We start from the raw sequence: 21,620 nt of genomic DNA, 5'->3' as shown, positions 1-21,620 counted from the left end.
CTGAGGGGGTGCGCATCGCCATGGTCACCGACTACTACCTGCCGACGCTCGGCGGGGTGCAGACCGTGATCAAGGCGCACCGGGAGGAGCTGGAGCGGGACGGACACGACGTCCTGGTCTTCGCCCCGCTCTCCGCGCCGAGCTCCGATCCCGCCGTCGTCCGGCTTCCGACCGCCCGGGGCTTCGCCCCCGACGGCTACCCGTTCACCTGGACGCCCTCGGGCGCCGCCGCGTTCCTGCAGGACGAGCTGCGCCGCCGCGCGGTCGACGTCGTGCACGTGCACACCGAGATGTTCGCCGCGCTGGCGGGGTTCGAGGCCGCCAGGGCGTCGGGCATCCCGATCGTGCAGACCATGCACGGCCGGATCGACGTCTACACGCGCTCGGTCCTCCCGCTGCCGAGCGTGACCACGGCGCTGCTGGCCGGGATGCACCGCCGGCGGATGAGCCACGAGCGTGCGCGGGTCGACGTCACGTCCTCGTACACCCGCACGCGGACGGCCCGGCGGATGTGGCGGCTCATGGTCAGTCAGGCGAACCATGCCGATCGGGTGATCGTTCCGTCCGCGCATTTCGCGGAGAAGCTCCTCGCCCAGGGCGTCGACACCCCGATCACGGTGCTGTCGAACGGCCTCGAGGCGTCCGTGCTCGACGACATCGGCGAGCCCGTCGCGCGCACGGTCGCCCCGGGCGAGCATCTGCAGGTCATGTGGTGCGGACGGCTGTCACCCGAGAAGCGCCCCGAGGTCTTCCTCGACGCCGTCGCCCGGGTGCCGGGCGTCGTGGCGCACCTGTACGGCGACGGGATCTCCCGAGGTGCGGTGTCGCGGCGGGCGGCGGGCGGCGCCGACGGTCGCGTCCACGTGCACGGCCCGGTCCCGCAGTCCGAGGTCCTCGCGGCGATGCGTCGGGCGCACGTCCTGGTCTCGAGCTCGCTCGACTTCGACAACCAGCCGATGGTGCTGCTCGAGGCGATCGCCTCCGGTCTTCCCGTGATCGTCACCGATCCCGATCTGGAGGAGACCCTGCCACCGGGCGGCGGGATCGTGACGCCGACTCCGGACGCCGCGGGCCTCGCCGTCGCCCTGGCAGGGCTGCGCGACGATCCCGCCGAGGTGACCAGGCTCAGCGCCGCCGCCGTCGCGCATCGCCCGCAGGTCGCGCAGACCACGCATCGCGCCGCACTCGTCGGCGTCTACGAGGCAGCCCTCGCGACGGTCCGCTGACGCGATCAGGCGTCGATGGCCTCGCGCGACAGACGCCCGGAGGAATCGATGATGAACTCGCGGCGCGGGGCGACCTCGTTGCCCATGAGCAGCTCGAAGACGCGACCGGCCGCCTCGGCATCCTCCATCCGCACCCGGCGCAGCAGGCGCCCCGAACGATCCATGGTCGTGTTGGCCAGCTGCTCGGCATCCATCTCGCCGAGGCCCTTGTAGCGCTGGATCGGCTCGTGCCAGCGCTTGCCCGACTTGCGGAGCTTCGCCAACAGCGCGTGCATCTCCTGCTCGCTGTACGTGTAGATCGTCTCGTTCGGCTTCGAGCCCGGGTTCATCACGATCACGCGGTGCAGCGGCGGCACGGCGGCGAACACGCGACCATCTTCGATCAGCGGACGCATGTACCGGAAGAACAGCGTCAGAAGGAGAGTCCGGATGTGCGCACCGTCGACGTCGGCGTCGCTCATCAGGATCACCTTGCCGTACCGCGCGGCGTCGATGTCGAACGTGCGGCCGGAGCCGGCTCCGATCACCTGGATGATCGATGCGCACTCGGCGTTCGACAGCATGTCGCTGACCGAGGCCTTCTGCACGTTGAGGATCTTGCCGCGGATCGGCAGCAGCGCCTGGAACTCGCTGTTGCGGGCGTTCTTGGCGGTGCCGAGCGCCGAGTCGCCCTCCACGATGAAGAGCTCGCTGCGCTCGACCTCGTTGGTGCGGCAGTCGACGAGCTTGGTCGGCAGCGTGGAGGACTCCAGAGCGTTCTTCCGACGCTGCGTCTCCTTGTGCGCACGCGCCGAGACACGCGCCTTCATCTCGGAGACGATCTTGTCGAGCAGCTGCGACGCCTGGTTCTTGTCGTCGCGCTTGGTCGAGGTGAAGCGCTGCGCGAGATCCTTGCGGAGCACCTGCGCGACGATCTGCCGCACGGCGGGCGTCCCGAGCACCTCTTTCGTCTGGCCCTCGAACTGCGGCTCGGGCACGTTGACCGTGAGCACGGCGGTGAGACCCGCGAGCACGTCGTCCTTCTCGAGCTTGTCGTTGCCGACCTTGAGCCGGCGGGCGTTCTGCTCGACCTGCGCGCGCAGAGCCTTCAGGAGCTCCTGCTCGAAGCCCTGCTGGTGCGTGCCGCCCTTGGGCGTCGCGATGATGTTGACGAAGGAGCGCACCGTGGTGTCGTAGCCGGTGCCCCAGCGCAGCGCGATGTCGACGGCGCAGACCCGCTCCACCTCGGTGGCGATCATGTGGCCGTCGGCCTGCAGCACGGGGACGGTCTCCTTGAAGGTGCCCTCCCCCTGGATGCGCCAGTTGTCGGTGACAGGAGGATCGGTCGCGAGATAGTCGACGAACTCGGAGATGCCGCCCTCGTAGCGGTAGGAGATCTCGCGCGGCACCTCGTCGACGACGGCGGCCAGCACGCCTTCTGCGGATGCCGAGGCCGTCTGGGGTCCGCGATCGCGGTCGTCGCGGACCAGGATCTCGAGTCCGGGCACGAGGAACGCCGTCTGACGGGCGCGCGTCTCGAGGTCCTTCAGCTGGAAGGCGGCATCCTTCGTGAAGATCTGCCGGTCGGCCCAATACCTGATCCGGGTGCCGGTCACGCCCCGGGGAGCCTTGCCGATGACGCGCAGCTCGCTCTTGTCCTCGAAGGGACGGAAGGGGGCGTCGGGCCGCTTCTCGCCCGTGTCGGTGAAGATCCCGGGTTCGCCGCGATGGAACGACATCGCGTAGACCTTGCCACCGCGGTCCACCTCGACGTCGAGCCGCTCGGAGAGCGCGTTCACGACGGAGGCTCCGACTCCGTGCAGACCGCCCGACGCCGCGTACGAGCCGCCGCCGAACTTCCCGCCGGCGTGCAGCTTGGTGAAGACCACCTCGACACCGCTCAGACCGGTGCGCGGCTCGATGTCGACCGGGATGCCTCGACCCTTGTCGTGGACCTCGACGCTGCCGTCGTCGTGCAGGATGATGTCGATCTTGTCGCCGTTGCCGGCGACGGCTTCGTCGACGGAGTTGTCGATGACTTCCCAGAGGCAGTGCATGAGCCCGGGCGATCCGTTCGACCCGATGTACATGCCTGGGCGCTTGCGGACAGCCTCGAGCCCCTCAAGCACCTGGAGATGATGGGCGGAATACTCGGCGGTCACAATCTCCGAGTCTATTCTCGCCGCCCCGCTTCGGCCGGCAGACACTCCCCAGCGGGATCCACCCCGCGCGGATCGCGTACGCGCTGAGCGAAACACGCCGTGATCCGGGCATGCCCACAGGTGCAGCGTGGTTGTATTGAGCACGACCCACAGCGAGGCCGACACCCGAGGAGGCACCGAGATGAATGCAACGACCGAACGTGAGGCTTCCGCCATCGAGTTCCGCCTGACCGCCATGGATCGCTGCGATTCATGCGGCGCTCAGGCCTACATCGCCGCAGAGGTCAACGGATCCGAGCTCCTGTTCTGCGCCCACCACGGCCGCAAGTACGAAGAGAAGCTCCGCAGCATCGCCACCAGCTGGCACGACGAGAGCGCTCGCCTCGTCGAGACCGTCTGACGCAGGCTGCTCACCGGCTCCGGCCGACTTCCGACTCCGGGTCGCGCGTTCGCGCGGTCCGGAGTCTTTCTCATTCCCGGACGATACGGCGCACGCGAGGGGTCAACCGGGTGAGGATCTCCTCGCCGACGGTGTCGATCCGCTCCGCCAGGGTGGTCGCGCTGACCTCACCGGACTCCCCCGCGCCGAACAGCATGACCTCGTCGCCGACGCGCATCCCCGGCCACCCGTCGACGACCGATGTCGTCTGACCGATCACGCGGAGGGTGCGCGTGCCGCCCGGCGTGCCGACCGGCATCCCGGACAGCGTGGACGGCAGACCGTCGAAGCTCCCGATCGCGATCACCGCGGTGTCCTCGACGACATCCTCGACGAGCGCGCTCAGCGATGCGACCGGCCGGACGCCATCGAGATCGGGCCCGTCCGCGGAGCGGATGCCGTAGCAGAACGCCCCGATGCGCGACACGCTTCCGCGAAGCTCCGGACGCCACCACGACGCGGCCGATGCCGTGAGGTGAAGGAGCGCCGGTGCGGCTCCGGACTCGCCGGCGATGCGAACGGCATCCAGGAAGACGGCCTGCGCCTCGTCGTCCTCCGCGTCGCTCGCCTCGGCGATGTGGCTCCACACGCCGAGGAGTTCGAGATGCCCGAGCCGCTCCGCCGCGCGTGCTTCCGCGACCGCGGCGGGCCACTCCTCCGGGAGCACGCCGTTGCGATGCAGTCCGGTGTCGATCTTGAGGTGCACACGCGCGGATGCGCCGAGGACGGCGGCACGGGCGATGACGCGCTCCAGGTACTCCGTCGTGCCGACGCCGAGGTCGATGTCGTGCGCCAGCGCCTCGTCGATCTCGTCATCCGTCGACGTCGCCCAGGCGAAGATGCGCACGTCGCCGCCGGCGATGCGACGCACCTCCAGACCGCTGCGGATGTCGTAGCTGCCGAACCACCGGACGCCGGTCTGCACGGCGGTCTCGACGGCCCAGCGCAAGCCGTGCCCGTAGGCGTCGTCCTTCAGGACCAGCATGAGCGTCGACGGCTCGATGCGGGCTCGGACGGCTTCGATGTTCGCGCGGAACGCCGCGCTGCTGATCCGCAGCTCCGGGCGGGTCACGCCTCCCACCCCCGAGCGGCGTGGGCACCGGCGACAGTGACGAGCTCGGCGACGGACATCGCGGTGATCTGCGCCCATCGGCTCAGCGCGGACGCCGCCGATCCGGTTCCGCCGAAGTACGTGACCTCGGTGCCGGACGCGACGTCGTGCCCTTCGAGGTCGATGACGCACACGTCCATCGCGACACGACCGACGATCGGGCGGGCGATGCCCTCGACATCGACGTGCGCCTGATTCCCGAGCGCGCGGACGATGCCCTGCGCGTACCCGCCGGTCACGAGCGCCACCGTGGTGTCCGCCGGCGCGCGATACGTGTAGCCGTAGGACACGGCGTCGCCTTCGCGCAGGCGCTTGGTGGACAGGATCCGACCGGTGAGCCGCATGACCGGTTGCAGCGTCGAGGTCCCGGCATCGTCGGGAAGTCCGTAGAGCAGATGAGGATCGAGGTCCGCAGCCCCCGACGTCACGGCGTCGATCCCCTCGGGGCGCAGCGCGTCGACCTCGCCCTGCGAGTCGACGAGCACCCGGTCGGCGCCGGCGGCGGCGACCGCCTGCGCCACCGACAGCACCCCGTGTCCCCACGCATCCCGCCGCAGGTCGGCCGTCCGTCCGCCCGCGCGGACCGCAGCGGATGCCGCGGCCGCGAGTGCCGAGCGGGAGATCACGGCACGCGGCAGGGCGCTGGAAGTCGTCTCACACACGCGTTCCAGCCTAGCTTCCGGGTTCGTCGGGAATGTCTGCCGCAGGAACGCAGAAGGCCCGGATGCCGAGCATCCGGGCCTCCTGCATGGGTGGGTCCTGCCTCGGTCGACGGGTCCTGCCTCGATCGACGAGTCCCTGAGTGTGTCGAAGGGATCAGACCTCGCGGACGATCCCGAGTGGCGTGGACTCGCGGCCCTGTCCGAGCGGGTTGTCTCCGAGGATCTTGACGAGACGGCGCTCGCCGTTCCTGTCGAGCGTGGACCCGAGGATGTTGCCGCCGAGGTCGTTGATGTCGACCACGGCCACCTCGAGATCGCCGCCGAGCAGCGCCTTCAGGTGCGCCGCGACACCGCGCGGATCCTTCGGACCGAGCACGACCGCCTCGTTGTACGGCGGGATCGTGTGGCTGGTCGGACCGTCGATCGCCCTGGCCTTGTCGCCCGCGATCCGGTAGAAGTCTCCGCGACGACCGAACGCCTTGGTCACGGCGGCGACCGCCGAGGCGACCAGGATGCGCGGCGTGCCGCACTCGCGCAGCGCCATCTCCATCGTCTCGGGCATGCCGAGTCCGATGCCGTACGGCGTGCGGGTCACGTACTTCGACAGGAAGAGCGCGAGCTTGCGCGGCTTGATCTCGTCGAGACGGTACGACCGGCCCTGAGTGATGGCGACGATCTTCTCCGTCACGAAGAGCAGGTCGCCAGGACGCACCGCGTCCTTCGCGTACTCCGTGATGACGGCGTCGAGGTCGTCATTCGGCATGACGACACGGGTGCGCAGCGGAATCCGCGCGAAGCTCTTTCCATCGACGCTGGTCTCCAGCGCCTTGCCCTCGTTCGCCTGCATCACTCGAGGTAGTCCCGCAGCGACTGCGAACGGCTCGGATGCCGCAGCTTCGCCATCGTCTTCGACTCGATCTGACGGATCCGCTCGCGGGTCACGCCGAAGGTGTCGCCGATCTGGTCGAGCGTCTTGGGCTGGCCGTCGCCGAGGCCGAAGCGCATCCGGATCACGCCGGCCTCGCGCTCGGACAGCGAGTCGAGCAGCTGCTCGAGCTGACGCTGCAGCATGGTGAAGCCCACGGCGTCAGCCGGGACGACCGCCTCGGTGTCCTCGATGAGGTCGCCGAACTCGCTGTCGCCGTCCTCGCCGAGCGGGGTGTGCAGCGAGATCGGCTCGCGGCCGTACTTCTGCACCTCCACGACCTTCTCCGGCGTCATGTCCAGCTCGCGGCTGAGCTCTTCCGGAGTGGGTTCGCGACCGAGGTCCTGCAGCATCTGCCGCTGCACGCGGGCGAGCTTGTTGATGACCTCGACCATGTGCACCGGGATGCGGATGGTGCGGGCCTGGTCGGCCATGGCGCGCGTGATCGCCTGACGGATCCACCAGGTGGCGTAGGTCGAGAACTTGAAGCCCTTGGTGTAGTCGAACTTCTCGACCGCGCGGATGAGACCGAGGTTGCCCTCCTGGATCAGGTCCAGGAACTGCATGCCGCGGCCGGTGTAGCGCTTCGCGAGCGAGACCACGAGGCGGAGGTTGGCGCCGAGCAGGTGGCTCTTGGCGCGCTGGCCGTCGCGGGCGACCCACTGCAGGTCGAGCCCGAGCTGACCGGTCTTCTCCGCTGCGGTCATCGCCGAGAGCTTCTCCTCGGCGAAGAGGCCCGCTTCGATCCGCATCGCGAGCTCGACCTCTTCGGCCGCGTTCAGCAGCGCGACCTTTCCGATCTGCTTCAGGTAGTCCTTGACCGGGTCGGCGGTCGCACCGGTGATCTGCGTCGAGTAGACCGGGACGTCCTCGTCGTCGTTCGACGAGATGACGATCGCGCCGGTCGGCAGCGGCTCGGTGAACTTCGGCTTGGAGTCGTCGTCCTCGTCGTCGCCGTCCTCGGCAGCGCCGACAGCGGGAGCCTCGTCTTCTTCGACGACGTCATCCGACTTCTTCTTCTTCACGGGGGCGCGCTTGGCAGCCGCACGCTTCGCTGCGCTCAGCGGCGCGGGCTTCTCAGGAGCGTCGACCTCGACCTCGGCGTCGACGGCGGTCTCTTCGGCCTTCTTCGTCGTCCGTGTTTTCTTCGTCGTGGCAGGAGTCACGTTTCGCCTTTCACGGGGCTGCGGGACCGCCCCGGGACATTTCGGACACTAGTAAGACCCTTGTCAAGTCCGGCGTTCGAAAACGCCGATTGACAACGGGTCAGAGTCCTAGTATCGCATACGTGTGGCGATGCGGATGCATTCCGGCGAAGTTCACGCCGATTCGTCTCAGCCGCGACCGGGCTTGTCGTCGTCTCCGGAGGGACGAGACGCCAGATAGCGCTCCAATTCGGCCGCCAGCTCGTCGGCGCTCGGCAGATCGCGTTCGCTGAACCCGCCCTCGTCGTACGTGTCGTCGTCCGGGTTGCGACCCGCCATGTAGGCGTCGTAGCGCCGCTCGAGGTTGTGCACCATCTGCTGCAGCTCCTCGTTCCCCGCGACCTGCTCGTCGACGCGGGTGAAGTAGTCCTCCCGGCGATCCTGCACGGCGTCGACCAGGAAGACGAGTCCGGTGGACGCCATCAGCTTGTCCGCGGCGGCGATCACGGCATCCGGGTTCTCCGTCTCGGCGAGGTAGTGCGGGACCAGCAGCACGAAGCCGACGGCGCGGTGTCCGCTCTCGACGAAGCGGAACTCCAGGAGGTGACCGGCGGTCGCCGGGACCTGCGTGCGCGGGCGCCAGACGGAGTGCGCGACCGTGAGCTCACGACGATTGCCGCTGACGGTGGTCCCGATCGGACGCGTGTGCGGAACCGGCATCGCGATCGAGTGCACCCAGTTGAGTCCGGACACCTCGAACTCGGCGGCGAGGTCGAGGACCGTCTCCGCGAAGGCGTTCCAGGCGAAGTCCGGCTCGTAGCCCGCGAGCAGCAGGAAGGGCTGACCGAGCGCGTCGGTCGCGAGCGAGAGCTCGAGCCGGGACGGACGGAACTCCGTGAGATGGTCCTGATCGAACGAGATCACCGGACGGCGCGCACGGTAGTCGAGGAGCGCGTCGTTGTCGAAGACGACGACGGGCTCCGGCGACGCGGTCTCGCGCAGGTGGTCGATGAGACCGGACACCGCGCTCCCGGCGTCGGTGAACCCGGTCAGGAGGACGACCAGGGGCAGGCCGTGGGGCACCGCCGGCGCATTCGCGACGCGTTCGTGGATCTCACCGGAGAAGGGCATGCCTCCATGCTACGAGCAGGTCCGGATGCCCGGGCTGGGCTCATCATGCTGAGAGCGAACACGCGGACGGGCCCCGCGCACCCGGGCAGCGGCGAGGATCCTAGGATGGAGGCATGACGCTTCCCGTGCTCTCGCACACCACCGATCAGTTCCCCGGAAGCGCTGCAGATGCCGCAGTGCTCGTCGTCCCCGATCTCTCCGAATCGGCCGAGTCGCTGGCTGCCTACCCCGGCCTCGCCGACGCGCTCGCCGGAATCGGGTTCACCGGATCCGCTTCCTCCTACGCGCGCGTGTACGCACCCGAGGTCACATCGCTGCCGTTCGCCGTGGTCGGAACGGGCGCCGCCTCGAGCGACACCGCGGTGCGCAACGCCGTCGGTGCCGCGTTGCGCTCGCTCACCGGCTTCGAGAACGTGGCTGTCGGACTCGCCGCAGGACTCGAGCCGTTCGCCGCCGCGGCCGCCGAGGGCGCCGTGCTCGGCGGGTACCGCTTCGACACCTACCGGTCCGAGAAGGGCAAGTCCCGCGCTGCTGCGGTCCTGCTGCACGCCGACATCGACGACGCGTCGATCGCGAAGGCGCAGGCGACCGGCGAGGCCGTGGCGCTGATCAAGGACCTCGTGAACGTGCCTGCCGAGTGGCAGAGTCCCGCGCAGCTCGCCCAGAGCGCAGCGGACAGCGTCGCCGACCTCGACGTCTCGGTCGAGATCCTCGACGAGACCGCGCTCGCTGAGCAGGGCTTCGGCGGCATCCTGGGCGTCGCGCAGGGCTCAGACCGCCCGCCGCGCCTGGTCCGACTCGACTACTCCCCCGCCGAGGCGACACGCCATATCGCCCTCGTGGGCAAGGGCATCACGTTCGACACCGGCGGACTCTCCCTGAAGCCCGCGGCCTCGATGGTAGGGATGAAGTTCGACATGGCGGGCGCTGCCACGAGCCTCGCCGCCCTCCGCGCGATCGCGACGCTGGCACTCCCGGTCCGGGTCACGGCGTGGCTCGCGATCACCGACAACATGCCGTCCGGTCGCGCTCTCCGCCCCGGCGACGTCGTCCGCATCCTCGACGGCACGACGGTCGAGGTGCTCAACACCGACGCCGAGGGCCGGCTCGTCCTCGCCGACGGACTCGTCGCGGCGAGCCGCGAGCACCCGGACGTGATCGTCGACGTGGCCACGCTCACCGGCGCCATCGTCGCGGCACTCGGCCACCGCCACACCGGAGTGTTCGGCGATGACGACACGGTCGCCGAGCTCCTCGCCGCGGCCGAGCAGGCCGATGAGCTCGCCTGGCACATGCCGCTGCCGTCGTACATGGAGGACTCGATGGAGTCTCCGATCGCCGACCTCCAGAACGTGAACATGAGCGATCGCATGGGCGGAGCCTCGTACGCCGGGCTCTTCCTGCGCCGCTTCGTCGGGCGCACCTCGGACGCGGAGGACGCACCCCGCATCCCCTGGGTGCACCTCGACATCGCGGGTTCCGGCGAGCACGCCGGCGCCGCATACGGCTTCACCGAGAAGGGCCCCACCGGAGCGATGGTCCGAACGATCATCGCGCTGGCCGCAGCATCCCACAAGGAGGCATGACACATGACAACCCACACCTTCGACATCGTCGTCCTGGGCGGCGGAAGCGGCGGCTACGCCGCGGCGCTCCGAGCCAGCGAACTCGGCAAGTCGGTCGCCCTCATCGAGAAGGACAAGGTCGGCGGCACCTGCCTGCACCGCGGCTGCATCCCGACGAAGGCGCTGCTGCACGCGGCCGAGGTGGCGGAGCACGTGCGGGACGCGGCACACGTCGGCGTGACGGCGACGCTGGAGGGCATCGACCCGGCAGGCGTCCGCGCGTACCGCGAGGGCATCGTCGCAAAGAAGTTCAAGGGCCTCGAGGGGCTCGTCAAGGCGCGTGGCATCACCACCGTGGCCGGACTCGGCCGCCTCAACGCGGACCGCAGCATCAGCGTCGGCGATGACGTGTACGTCGGCAGCGACGTCATCCTCGCCACCGGCTCGTACAGCCGATCGCTGCCCGGCCTCGAGATCGGCGGCCGCATCCTCACGAGCGAGCAGGCTCTCGCTCTCGACGTCATCCCGGAGCGGGTCCTCGTCCTCGGCGGCGGCGTGATCGGCGTGGAGTTCGCCAGCGTCTGGCGCTCCTTCGGCACCGAGGTCACGATCATCGAGGCGCTGCCGCACCTCGTCCCGAACGAGGACATCGCCCTCAGCAAGGGTCTCGAGCGCGCCTTCCGCCGCCGCGGGATCCAGTACTCGCTCGGCGTGCGCTTCCAGACCGCCTCGCAGGACGAGACCTCGGTCACGGTCACGCTGGAAGACGGCAAGGAGTTCACCGCCGACTACCTTCTCGTGGCCGTCGGACGCGGACCTGTCACCGCGGACCTCGGGTTCGAGGAGGCCGGCGTGAAGCTCGACCGCGGGTTCGTGACCGTCGACCAGGATCTTCGCACCGGCGTTCCCGGCGTCTGGGCCGTGGGGGACATCGTCCCCGGTCTCCAGCTCGCCCATCGCGGCTTCCAGCAGGGCATCGCCGTCGCCGAGCGCATCGCCGGTCTCTCGCCGGTCAACATCCCCGACTCCCAGATCCCCAAGGTCACCTACTCGAGCCCCGAGGTCGCCTCCGTCGGTGTGACCGAGGATGCCGCGATCGCCGAGCACGGCGCTGACGCGGTCGTCGCCTACGAGTACAACCTCGCCGGCAACGGCAAGAGCGAGATCATCGGGACCAGCGGACTGGTCAAGATCGTCCGCCTCAAGGACGGGCCCGTCGTCGGCGTCCACCTGCTCGGCGACCGTGTCGGCGAGCTCATCACCGAGGGGCAGCTCGCCGTCGCCTGGGAAGCGCACCCGGAGGACATCGCTCCGCTGATCCATGCGCACCCCACGCAGAGCGAAGCCCTCGGCGAAGCCTTCCTCGCACTGGCCGGAAAGCCGCTGCACGCCCTCTGAGCACCAACCGGTGCCCGAGTCACTAAGCTAGATACGCGTCATACAACTTCTTGAAGGAGACTCAGTCATGAGCACATCCGTGGTCCTCCCCGCTCTCGGTGAGAGCGTCACAGAGGGTACGGTCACCCGCTGGCTCAAGCAGGTGGGCGACACCGTTCAGGCGGATGAGGGCCTGCTCGAGATCTCGACCGACAAGGTCGACACCGAGATCCCGTCCCCCGTCAGCGGTGTGATCGAGGAGATCCTCGTGGCCGAGGACGAGACCGTCGAGGTCGGCGCCCTGCTTGCGCGCATCGGCGACGGCAGCGCTGCGGCCCCGGCCGCGGATGCTCCGACCGAAGCCGCTCCCGCGGAAGCAGAAGCCGCACCTGCGGAAGCCGCTCCGGCAGCTGAGGCTCCCGTCGCCGAGGCGGCACCGGCAGCCGAGCCTGCTCCCGCTGCAGAGGCCGCGCCTGCCGCTGCACCCTCCGGCGACGCGAAGGACATCGTCCTCCCCGAACTCGGCGAGAGCGTGACCGAGGGCACCGTGACGCGCTGGCTGAAGCAGGTCGGCGACACCGTCGAGGTCGATGAGGCCCTCCTCGAGATCTCGACGGACAAGGTCGACACCGAGATCCCCTCGCCGGTCGCCGGCGTGCTGCAGGAGATCGTCGCCGCCGAAGACGAGACCGTCGCCGTCGGCGCCGTTCTCGCTCGCGTCGGTTCGGGTGCTGCACCCGCCGCTCCGGCGCCGGCTGCTGAGGCACCGGCTGCTCCTGCCGCTGAGGCACCGGTGGCTCAGGCCCCCGCAGCCGAGGCCGCGCCGGCACCGGTCGCTCCCGCACCCGCTGCGGCACCCGCTGAGCCGGCACCTGCCGCCGCATCCGCACCCGCTGCTCCGGCAGCCGAGCCTGACGCGCCGAAGCTCAGCCTGCCGACCGAGAACGACAACCTCTACGTCACGCCGCTGGTTCGCCGCCTGGCCTCCCAGCAGGGCGTCGACCTGGCGTCGGTCACCGGCACCGGCGTCGGCGGTCGCATCCGCAAGGAAGACGTTCTGAAGGCGGCAGAGACCGCTGCTGCCCCGGCCGCGGCCGCTCCGGCAGCTGCCGCTCCGGCACCGCTCGAGGTCTCGCCGCTGCGCGGAACCACGCAGCCGATGTCTCGCCTGCGCAAGGTCCTCGCGAAGCGCGCGGTGGAGTCCATGCAGCAGACGGCGCAGCTGACGACGGTCGTCGAGGTCGATGTCACGGCCCTCGCGGACTACCGCGACAGCGTGAAGGCCTCCTTCCTGGAGAAGACCGGCGACAAGCTGTCCTTCCTCCCGTTCTTCGCTCTCGCGACCGCTGAGGCCCTGCAGGCCTTCCCCATCGTGAACGCGACGGTCGACGGCGAGAACATCGTCTACCCCGCGAGCGAGAACGTGTCGATCGCGGTCGACACCGAGCGCGGACTGCTCACGCCGGTGCTCCGTGACGCGGCGTCGAAGAACATCGCGCAGATCGCACACGAGATCGCCGATCTCGCCGCGCGCACGCGTGACAACAAACTGAAGCCGGACGAGCTCGCGGGCGGCACCTTCACGCTGACGAACACGGGCTCGCGTGGCGCGCTGTTCGACACGCCCGTCGTGTTCCTCCCGCAGTCGGCCATCCTCGGAACCGGCACGGTCGTCAAGCGCCCGGGTCTGGTGAAGGTCGGCGGCGCTGACGCGATCGCGGTCCGCTCGTACGTCTACCTCGCACTGTCGTACGATCACCGGATCATCGATGGCGCCGATGCCGCACGCTTCCTCGGCGCGGTGAAGGCTCGTCTCGAGGCGGCGCAGTTCGCCGCACAGCTCGGAGCCTGACACTCCGCATCACTCTGGCTGGTCCGCGACGCCGTAGACGTCGCGGACCAGCCATCTTTCTTTCTGGCGCTCGAGCACCAGCATCTGCTCGGGCGCCGTCGTCGCGTCGGCGGCACCGTCATCCGGACGACCGCCGGCAAGACCGAGCCGCACCACGGCGACGTCGCCGTACTCGTCCACCAGTTCGACCGTCGGCGTGCCCTCTCCTCGGTCGCCGAGCACGTCGACCACGCCGACGGATCCCTCCGCGACGGCGTCTGCGCAGACCCGGTCCTCGGTCGTGTGGCACTCCGCGACCAACGCCAGCAGAGCGATGGCGGCCGCCTCGGGTCCGCCGTCGTCTGCGGGCGGAGACGGAGAGGCCGCCGCATCCGATCCCGCGTCTCCCGGCCCCGGACTCTCCGTCGCGTCGTCGGATGTCCACACCGGCGGAGCTGTGCGCCTGGCGGCATCCGCCGATTCCGCCGCATCGCCTGTCGGCCAGAGCAAGCCGCCGGCGAGCACGACGGCCGCCGCACCGCCGGCGACGATCAACGCGCGCCGCCGAGACGACGAGCGTGGGGCGTCAGATTCCGCCGCCGTCCGCCGGACCGCGGAGTCACCGGTCCGCCCCTCGAGACGCGCGCGGATGCCGGATGCGATCGACCGCAGCATGCCGAACCCGACAGCGAAGGGCGACCTCTCCCGCCGCTCACTCGACGAACGCGACCGCAGTCCGCCTCTCCTCATCCCGCGAACAGGCGTCAGGGACCGGTCGACGTCGACAGCGGTGCGAGCGACGTCGCGTGCACGCTCCGGGGCATGCGACTCCCGGCCGATCGGACGGGGTGCCGCGATGGCAAGCAGCTCCTTCTCCCACTCCTCCAGCAGCCGCCGCGGCACGCGCGGCTGCGGAAGCGCTTTGACGAGCCCCTGCTGCACCCCGCCGAGGACGCGGGTCAGCGCCTTGTCTCCGGAGTGCTCCGTGAGGCGCTCGATGATCTCCGCGGCTCCTGACCGCGGGTCCTCTCCCTGGCCGAGGACGAGGATGGGGCGGCCGCCGTCGGTCAGCCACCACACCCCCGTCTGCACCCCGGCGGCACCTTCTCCGAGCTCGTCGAGTCCTCGCAGCAGGCTCACCACGAGCGTGCTGCACTCCCCCGACGACAACGCGGAGCCGGCGGCCGCGCGGCGGACCAGGAACCCCAGCACCCGGTCGGTGCACCATGGCAGCAGCGCGTCGTGTCCGTCGGCACGCCGGATGACGTCGACCGGACCCGCGACATGCTCCGCTCCCGCGAAGCGCCACCCCAGCCATCCGGCGAGAGCGGTGGCATCCACCCGCACGGCCACTGCGTCCCCACGAGTGACCAGTACGCCGGAGAACGGTCCTTCTGTCGGATCGAGAGCCCGGACCACCCGATGCGCACCCGGGAGGAGCGCGGTGCCCCGGTCTTCGATCTCGACGTCTGCCATGTCCCCATCAGAGCGGACCAGCGATCGACGCGGTGGCGATCGAGGACGATGTGGAGGAATTCATGGCGCTCGGCGAATGTGCAGAACCAGTCGCCCGGAGCCCGCTCCGCTGGGCGCGAACTCGGCATCACGGCATCCGCGAACTCGGTAGGCTGGTCCCCATGGCAAAGCGTGCTCCCGAACCCGAGAAGCGTCCTGGGTTCTTCTCCCAGATCAAGTCCCTCTTCCGGTTCACCCGTGAGGTCTACCCGTGGCTTCCGTGGCTCCAGGTGGGCATCCTTCTCATCGGCGTGCTCCTCGGCCTCGTCGCCGGGTACCTGATCCCCCCGTTCCAGATCTGGACGCTCGTGCTGTGGGGCATCACCGGTCTGATGCTGGGTGTGCTCGGGTCGCTCTTCCTGATGACCCGGCTGTCGACGTCGGCGATGTACTCGAAGATCGACGGCATGCCCGGTGCGACGGGACACGTTCTCAGCACCAGCCTCGGCCGCAGCTGGCAGGCATCGGAGACGCCCGTCGGGATCAACCCCAAGACGCAGGAGGCGGTCTACCGCACCATCGGCCGCGGCGGCATCGTCGTCGTCGGCGAAGGTGCCCGTGGACGGCTGACCCGTCTCATCAACGAGGAGCGCAGCAAGGCGCAGCGCGTCGCGCACGGCGTGCCCGTCACGGTCCTGTACGTCGGCCACGGCGAGGACGAGGTCGCCATCGCGGACCTCTCGAAGACCATCAAGAAGCTCCCCAAGGCGATCGACAAGACCACCATGGCCGCGGTCATCCGACGCATCGACTCCGTCTCGCAGTCGCTGTCGTCGCTGCCGATCCCGAAGGGCATCGACCCCACGAAGGTCCGCGCTCAGCGTCCGCGCTGATCCCGCGGCATCCGCCACGACGAGCGCGGCCGCCCTCATTCCGAGGAGCGGCCGCGCTTTCGTTCACTCCGAGAGCGGCTGGCGGGGCAGGCGGCGCACCTTGGCGCGGCGACGACGCCGCTCCGGGACCATGGAGCGCATCTCGTCCAGCTTGCCGAAGCAGAAGAGCCGGTCCTCGGCCTCGAGGACGACGTGCTTGCGCGGGTTCGGGATCACGCTGACGCCACGGTGCAGCGTGAGAACGGTGATGTCGCGCTCCCAGAGGCCCGCCTCGCCGAGGGTCTTCCCCACGAGGTCGACAGCGCCGTGGACCATCAGCTCGGCCACGCCGTAGCCCGTGGAGACCGTCAGCCGCTGCCGCACATCGATCTCAGGGAACGCGACCTGGCCGGCGATGTAGTCGATGATCGCTCCCGCGACGTCGAGCTTGGTGGCGCTCTCGATGCCCTGCAGGCCCGGTGAGGAGTTGACCTCCATCACGAGAGGCCCGTCCTCCCCTTCGAGCATGTCGACACCCGCGACGCGCAGACCCATGATCTGTGCCGATCGCACCGCCGCGCGCTCGTACACCGGGTCGAGTTCGATCGCCGCGACCGATCCGCCGCGGTGCACGTTCGAGCGGAACTCATCGCCGGCCGCGGAGCGCCGCATGGCCGCGACGACCCGGTCGCCGACGACGAGCGCGCGGATGTCGCGGCCGCGGCTCTCGGAGATGAACTTCTGGATGAGCACGTTCTGCTTCGTGGAGTGCAGCGTCTCGATGATCGCCTCGGCGACCTTCACCTGCGGTGCGAGGATGACGCCGATCCCCTGCGTGCCCTCGAGCAGCTTGATCACGACCGGCGCACCGCCGACGCGCTCGATGGCAGGGCGCACGTCGGCGCGGTTGCGGACGAAGGCCGTCGGCGGCATCGCGATGTTGTGACGGGAGAGGATCTGGTTGGCGCGCAGCTTGTCCCGCGCACTCGAGATGCCGTTGGCCGTGTTCGGCGTGTAGACGTCCATCTGCTCGAACTGCCGCACGACAGCCGTGCCGAAGTAGGTGATCGAGTTGCCGATGCGGGGCAGGATCGCATCGTAGTCGCTGAGCTGACGCCCCCGGTAGTGCAGGTCGGGTTCATCTGCCGTCAGGTCGATCGCGAAGCGCAGCGTGTTGAGCACCTTGACGTTGTGACCGCGCTGAAGCGCGGCCGCACGCAGTCGCTGGGTGGAGTACGCCTGCGGCGCACGGGAGAGCACTGCGATCTTCACGGGGATTTCCTGCCAGGATGTATCAGGTGAGTAGGTCTACCCATTCAAACACCCTTACGGGGTGGCGCGAGTGGGTGAGCCTTCCGGATCTGGGAGTCGACTGGCTCAAAGCCAAGATCGACACCGGCGCCCGCACATCCTCGCTGCACGCGTTCGACGTCGACGAGTTCGAGCGCGAGGGCGAGGACTGGGTCCGATTCCGCGTCAAGCCCTGGCAGGACAGCCAGGAGGATGCCGTCGTCGTCGAGACTCCCGTCCACGACCGGCGCGCGGTGCGAAGCTCTTCCGGACACGCGCAGGAGCGCCTGGTCGTGAAGCTCCTCGTGCGTCTCGTCGATCGGGAGGTGCTCGCGGAGGTCACGCTCAGCAATCGCGACGAGATGGGCTTCCGGATGCTGATCGGGCGCGAGGCCCTGCGCCGCGGGTACATCGTGGACCCCGCGCGCTCGTTCCTCGGTGGCCGGGCGCCGCGAGAGGCACGACGCCGCAACCGCGGCCGGATCTGACGCGCACTCAGGCGCGGATCAGGACCGTCCCGATCGCCTTGTCGTGCAGGCCGCGCTGATCCGCGTCCCAGATCACGGCCGGCACGACCACGATCAGCAGCAGGGTGCGCACGATCGGTCGCCACAGGCCGACCCAGGCGCCGTCCAGGCGCACGACGCGCATGCCGAGGATCCGGTGGCCCGGGCTGCCGCCGGCGGTCGGGATGAAGAGGATCTGCAGGAGCGCGAACACCATCATCGGCGCGAACTGAGAGAGCCCTGCCTCGGTCGGCAGCGCGAACTGGTCGAACCCGAGGAAGGCCGTCGCGATGATCGTCGCCGCGGCGTAGTCGATGGCGAGAGCACCGATGCGGCGACCGACTCTGGCCACGCTTCCTGGCCCCGAGGTCGGCAGTCCGAGTCGTTCACCGGGGTACGTGTTCACAGCATCCGTCACTGCTCCAGCCTAGGCGACCCCTGTAACATGCCCGAAACAATACGGACACCCCGGGGAAACGCCCCAGCCGTACTGTGCACAATGGCCGTGAAGCCATCGATCCGCAATCCAGGAGTCGTACATGTTCAAAGATTCGTCCGAGGTTCTGAGCTACATCAAGGAGAACGACGTCAAGTTCCTTGACATCCGTTTCACCGATCTCCCGGGTGTGCAGCAGCACTTCAACATTCCTGCGGCGACGGTCGACGAGGCGTTCTTCACGGAGGGCCAGCTCTTCGACGGCTCCTCGATCCGCGGTTTCGCGAGCATCCACGAGTCCGACATGCAGCTCATCCCCGATGTCACGACGGCGTACATCGACCCCTTCCGCGAGGCGAGCACCCTCGTGATGATCTTCGACATCTACAACCCGCGCACCGGTGAGATCTACTCGAAGGACCCGCGTCAGGTCGCCAAGAAGGCCGAGAAGTACCTCGCGTCCACCGGCATCGCCGACACGGCCTACTTCGCCCCCGAGGCCGAGTTCTACATCTTCGACGACGTCCGCTACTCGGTCACCGCCGGTGAGAGCTTCTACAAGGTCGACTCCGAGGAGGCCGCGTGGAACACCGGCCGCGAGGAAGAGGGCGGGAACCTCGCCAACAAGACCCCGTACAAGGGCGGCTACTTCCCCGTCTCCCCCGTCGACAAGACGGCAGACCTGCGCGACGACATCACGCTCAAGCTGATCGAGGCGGGCTTCATCCTGGAGCGCTCGCACCACGAGGTCGGCACCGCGGGCCAGCAGGAGATCAACTACCGCTTCGACACGATGGTCCACGCGGCGGACGACATCCTGAAGTTCAAGTACATCGTCAAGAACACGGCTGACGAGTGGGGCAAGGTCGCGACCTTCATGCCCAAGCCGCTCTACGGCGACAACGGCTCCGGCATGCACACGCACCAGTCGCTGTGGGATGGCGGCAAGCCGCTGTTCTACGACGAGGCCGGCTACGGACAGCTCAGCGACATCGCGCGCTGGTACATCGGCGGCATCCTGGCCCACGCGCCGGCGCTCCTCGCCTTCACGAACCCGACCCTGAACAGCTACCACCGTCTGGTCAAGGGCTTCGAGGCTCCGGTCAACCTGGTCTACTCGGCCGGCAACCGCTCCGCTGCGATCCGCATCCCGATCACGGGCTCGAACCCGAAGGCCAAGCGCATCGAGTTCCGCGCACCCGACGCCTCCGGCAACCCGTACCTCGCGTTCGCCGCACAGCTGATGGCGGGCCTCGACGGCATCAAGAACCGCATCGAGCCGCACGAGCCGGTCGACAAGGACCTCTACGAGCTTCCCCCCGAGGAGGCCAAGGGCATCCCGCAGGTCCCGAACTCCCTGCTGGACTCGCTCGACGCACTGGCGGAGGACCACCAGTTCCTCCTCGAGGGCGGCGTGTTCACCAAGGAGCTCATCGAGACCTGGATCTCGTACAAGTACGAGAACGAGATCCTGCCGATGGCCCAGCGCCCGCACCCGTTCGAGTACGAGCTGTACTTCGGCGTCTGACACCTCGCAGACCGTCTCGGAAGCCCGTCCCAGCCTCGCTGGGGCGGGCTTCCGTGTCGGCACGGTACGTTGGCCTGACCGCGGCGACACGAGGAGTGCATGATGAAGTTCCCGATTTTCGGACGCCCACAGGACCCTGCCCCCGTGGAGAAGGGACTGTGGTCCCGAGGTTTCGGGATCGTCGCGACGCGCAGCCTGCAGACGCTCGCGGTGCTCGCCCTCGTGGCCGTGGGAGTGCTCGTCATCACCCAGCTGTCGCTGGTCTTCATCCCGGTGACGATCGCGCTGATCCTCGCCTGTGCGATCCATCCTCTCGTCAGCCTGATGCGCCGACGCGGAGTCCCCTCGATCCTCGCCACCTGGATCGCTCTCATCGGGATCCTCGTCATCCTCGGCGGCGTCATCTGGGTGATCGTGCTCACGGTCCGTAACCAATGGGACGACCTCGTCGAGTCCGCGACGGACGGCATCTCCCAGGTGACCGCCTGGCTCGGCACCCTGCCGTTCGACGTCGAGGCCATCGACCTCGACGACGTGTGGGCGTCGGCGCAGCACTTCCTGACGAGCTCGTCGTTCGGCCAGGGAGCTCTCGCCGGCGTCTCCGCCACGGCGAGCTTCTTCACCGGTCTCGTCCTGATGATCGTTGTGCTGTTCTTCTTCCTGAAGGACGGTCCGCGCATCTGGGAGTTCCTGTTGCGTCCGTTCAGCGGCGAGAGCTACGCCCGGGCACGGCGTATCGGTGACAAGAGCGTGGATGTGTTCGGGAACTACGTCCGGGGCACATCGATCGTCGCGGCCGCGGATGCGGTCGGCATCGGGGTCGGGCTCGCGATCCTGCAGATCCCTCTGGCACTGCCGCTCGCGGTGATCGTGTTCCTGACCGCGTTCATCCCCCTGGTCGGTGCGACCGCTGCGGGCATCCTCGCCGCCCTCGTCGCCCTCGTCACCCACGGCCCCGTCACCGCGCTGATCGTGGTGGGGATCGTCGTCCTCGTCAATCAGCTCGAAGGCAACTTCCTGCAGCCGGTGGTCATGGCCCGTTCGCTGAAGCTGCACGCGCTGGTCATCCTCCTCGCCCTGACCGCCGGCACGATCCTCGGCGGCATCGTGGGCGCGGTCCTCTCCGTCCCGCTCGCCGCAGCCGCCTGGGGCATCATCACGGTGTGGGACGGACCGAACACTCCGGCCCGGCCGTTCCGCCAGAAGCGGGACGAGAGCGTCCAGCCCTCGACTCGCGAGCGGGTCGAGCAATAGGCCGAGGTAGGGGCGACCTCCACGGATCCGCAATCCTCTCGGCACCGACGACCCTCTCGAAGAGCCCGCGTCCGAATCACCCTGGGACCGGTGCTTCTCATCCCTCGGTGCGGATCGGCCGCCGCCGGCGCTGAGGCGGCCGGAGATGCATGGTGGCGAACGCGAGCACGAGGAGCGAGGTCCAGAAGATTCCCGCGTCGGGTTCGTATCCGTCCGTCAAGGGCCAATCTGCGACTTCGTCATAGTAGACCGGTCCTGCGCCGCCGACGAAGTACGACAGCACGATGCCCGCGGTGCCGAGCCCCAACAGCCCGAGCATCCAACCCGCGTGACTAATCCACCACCTTCGCACCGGCGGCGCGACTCGGAGCGGCAGGCCGAGCAGGAACACCAAGATGGTGAGCGCGGCAGAGACGACGGCGAAACCGATGACCTGCAGTCCCTCGGTGTAGGCCCCTGCGATGGCCGTCCACTCGCCTATCACCAGCCACGTGATCAGGCCGGTGAGGAACACCTGCGCCGGCAGCAGGACCCACACTCTCCTCACAGGACTCGAGGTTCGCTGTTCCGCCACGACGGATGCCGCGGGGTGAAGCTGGTTCTGGGCTTCCACAGTCGAATTCTATGGTCTCCCCTCGATGAGTCCGGCAGGGATCATCCGCGTCATAACCGGAGAACCTCGGGATCGCAACCCCCTGGGTACCCCAGTCCTTCGCGAACAGGATG

The 21,620-nt window shown here is 68.9% G+C and carries 19 protein-coding genes; 9 read left to right on the top strand and 10 right to left on the bottom strand.

What is annotated here, in order from left to right; translation table 11 throughout:
* Positions 1–8: 8 nt before the first annotated feature.
* A complete protein-coding gene (locus LBN7_RS18950; protein ID WP_407360502.1) occupies positions 9–1,226 on the top strand; it encodes a glycosyltransferase in 1,218 nt (405 codons plus the stop codon).
* A 5-nt stretch (positions 1,227–1,231) separates the two neighbouring features.
* Here LBN7_RS18950 and LBN7_RS18945 read toward each other — a convergent pair whose 3' ends face one another.
* Positions 1,232–3,367: a type IIA DNA topoisomerase subunit B gene (locus LBN7_RS18945; RefSeq protein WP_407360501.1), complete on the bottom strand. Its 2,136-nt coding sequence runs from the start codon at positions 3,365–3,367 to the stop codon at positions 1,232–1,234.
* A 181-nt stretch (positions 3,368–3,548) separates the two neighbouring features.
* Between LBN7_RS18945 and LBN7_RS18940 the strand changes: the two genes are divergently transcribed.
* Positions 3,549–3,767 carry a hypothetical protein gene (locus tag LBN7_RS18940; RefSeq protein ID WP_116634856.1) on the top strand — a complete coding sequence of 73 codons (219 nt, stop codon included), beginning with the start codon at positions 3,549–3,551 and terminating at the stop codon, positions 3,765–3,767.
* Between the two features lie 70 nt (positions 3,768–3,837).
* Here the strand turns inward: LBN7_RS18940 and LBN7_RS18935 are convergent, their stop codons facing one another.
* The 5 genes from LBN7_RS18935 to LBN7_RS18915 form a co-directional block, all read right to left on the bottom strand.
* A complete protein-coding gene (locus tag LBN7_RS18935) occupies positions 3,838–4,878 on the bottom strand; it encodes an alanine racemase (protein WP_407360500.1) in 1,041 nt (346 codons plus the stop codon).
* Complete coding sequence (locus tag LBN7_RS18930) at positions 4,875–5,579, bottom strand: alanine racemase (RefSeq protein WP_407360499.1); 705 nt, start codon at positions 5,577–5,579, stop codon at positions 4,875–4,877. The genes LBN7_RS18935 and LBN7_RS18930 overlap by 4 nt, the downstream gene beginning before the upstream one ends.
* 154 nt (positions 5,580–5,733) lie before the next feature.
* The gene (locus LBN7_RS18925; RefSeq protein WP_207769933.1) at positions 5,734–6,426 is read right to left on the bottom strand and encodes a coenzyme F420-0:L-glutamate ligase; all 693 of its coding nucleotides are present in this window, start codon (positions 6,424–6,426) and stop codon (positions 5,734–5,736) included.
* Positions 6,426–7,670, bottom strand: coding sequence for an RNA polymerase sigma factor (locus tag LBN7_RS18920; RefSeq protein ID WP_407360498.1), 1,245 nt, complete (start codon positions 7,668–7,670; stop codon positions 6,426–6,428). Before LBN7_RS18920 ends, LBN7_RS18925 begins: the two co-directional genes overlap by 1 nt.
* Positions 7,671–7,838: 168 nt before the next feature.
* Entirely contained in the window at positions 7,839–8,780 is a 942-nt protein-coding gene (locus LBN7_RS18915; RefSeq protein WP_116634852.1) for a proteasome assembly chaperone family protein, read from the bottom strand.
* A gap of 113 nt (positions 8,781–8,893) precedes the next feature.
* On the opposite strand from LBN7_RS18915, the gene LBN7_RS18910 reads away from it, so the two are divergent.
* From LBN7_RS18910 to sucB, 3 genes are all read left to right on the top strand, one after another.
* Positions 8,894–10,366 (top strand): leucyl aminopeptidase, encoded by a 1,473-nt coding sequence (locus LBN7_RS18910; RefSeq protein WP_341945338.1) that lies wholly within the window; start codon positions 8,894–8,896, stop codon positions 10,364–10,366.
* 3 nt (positions 10,367–10,369) lie between these two features.
* A complete protein-coding gene (lpdA, locus tag LBN7_RS18905) occupies positions 10,370–11,743 on the top strand; it encodes a dihydrolipoyl dehydrogenase (RefSeq protein WP_407360497.1) in 1,374 nt (457 codons plus the stop codon).
* A gap of 67 nt (positions 11,744–11,810) precedes the next feature.
* Positions 11,811–13,574, top strand: coding sequence for a 2-oxoglutarate dehydrogenase, E2 component, dihydrolipoamide succinyltransferase (gene sucB, locus LBN7_RS18900; protein ID WP_407360496.1), 1,764 nt, complete (start codon positions 11,811–11,813; stop codon positions 13,572–13,574).
* A 9-nt stretch (positions 13,575–13,583) separates the two neighbouring features.
* On the opposite strand, the gene LBN7_RS18895 is transcribed toward sucB, so the two are convergent.
* On the bottom strand, positions 13,584–15,029 hold the full coding sequence (locus LBN7_RS18895; protein WP_407360495.1) for a hypothetical protein: 1,446 nt from the start codon (positions 15,027–15,029) through the stop codon (positions 13,584–13,586).
* Positions 15,030–15,190: 161 nt separating this feature from the next.
* Here LBN7_RS18895 and LBN7_RS18890 point away from each other — a divergent pair, with 161 nt between their 5' ends.
* On the top strand, positions 15,191–15,901 hold the full coding sequence (locus tag LBN7_RS18890; RefSeq protein WP_407360494.1) for a DUF4191 domain-containing protein: 711 nt from the start codon (positions 15,191–15,193) through the stop codon (positions 15,899–15,901).
* A 63-nt stretch (positions 15,902–15,964) separates the two neighbouring features.
* Here LBN7_RS18890 and LBN7_RS18885 read toward each other — a convergent pair whose 3' ends face one another.
* On the bottom strand, positions 15,965–17,152 hold the full coding sequence (locus tag LBN7_RS18885; protein WP_116634847.1) for a RimK family alpha-L-glutamate ligase: 1,188 nt from the start codon (positions 17,150–17,152) through the stop codon (positions 15,965–15,967).
* Between the two features lie 17 nt (positions 17,153–17,169).
* On the opposite strand from LBN7_RS18885, the gene LBN7_RS18880 reads away from it, so the two are divergent.
* On the top strand, positions 17,170–17,658 hold the full coding sequence (locus LBN7_RS18880; RefSeq protein WP_116634846.1) for a RimK/LysX family protein: 489 nt from the start codon (positions 17,170–17,172) through the stop codon (positions 17,656–17,658).
* 7 nt (positions 17,659–17,665) lie between these two features.
* Here LBN7_RS18880 and LBN7_RS18875 read toward each other — a convergent pair whose 3' ends face one another.
* Positions 17,666–18,094 carry an RDD family protein gene (locus tag LBN7_RS18875; protein WP_165808033.1) on the bottom strand — a complete coding sequence of 143 codons (429 nt, stop codon included), beginning with the start codon at positions 18,092–18,094 and terminating at the stop codon, positions 17,666–17,668.
* A 121-nt stretch (positions 18,095–18,215) separates the two neighbouring features.
* Here LBN7_RS18875 and glnA point away from each other — a divergent pair, with 121 nt between their 5' ends.
* Positions 18,216–19,640 carry a type I glutamate--ammonia ligase gene (gene glnA / locus LBN7_RS18870; protein WP_116634844.1) on the top strand — a complete coding sequence of 475 codons (1,425 nt, stop codon included), beginning with the start codon at positions 18,216–18,218 and terminating at the stop codon, positions 19,638–19,640.
* Between the two features lie 102 nt (positions 19,641–19,742).
* Positions 19,743–20,894, top strand: coding sequence for an AI-2E family transporter (locus LBN7_RS18865; RefSeq protein WP_407360493.1), 1,152 nt, complete (start codon positions 19,743–19,745; stop codon positions 20,892–20,894).
* Between the two features lie 97 nt (positions 20,895–20,991).
* Here LBN7_RS18865 and LBN7_RS18860 read toward each other — a convergent pair whose 3' ends face one another.
* Positions 20,992–21,507 (bottom strand): hypothetical protein, encoded by a 516-nt coding sequence (locus tag LBN7_RS18860; RefSeq protein ID WP_407360492.1) that lies wholly within the window; start codon positions 21,505–21,507, stop codon positions 20,992–20,994.
* Positions 21,508–21,620: the final 113 nt, after the last annotated feature.

Source organism: Microbacterium sp. LBN7 (assembly GCF_045690345.1).
Taxonomy (GTDB): domain Bacteria; phylum Actinomycetota; class Actinomycetes; order Actinomycetales; family Microbacteriaceae; genus Microbacterium.
Note: the sequence above shows the minus strand (reverse complement) of the source record. Positions and strands in the feature narration are given on the sequence as shown.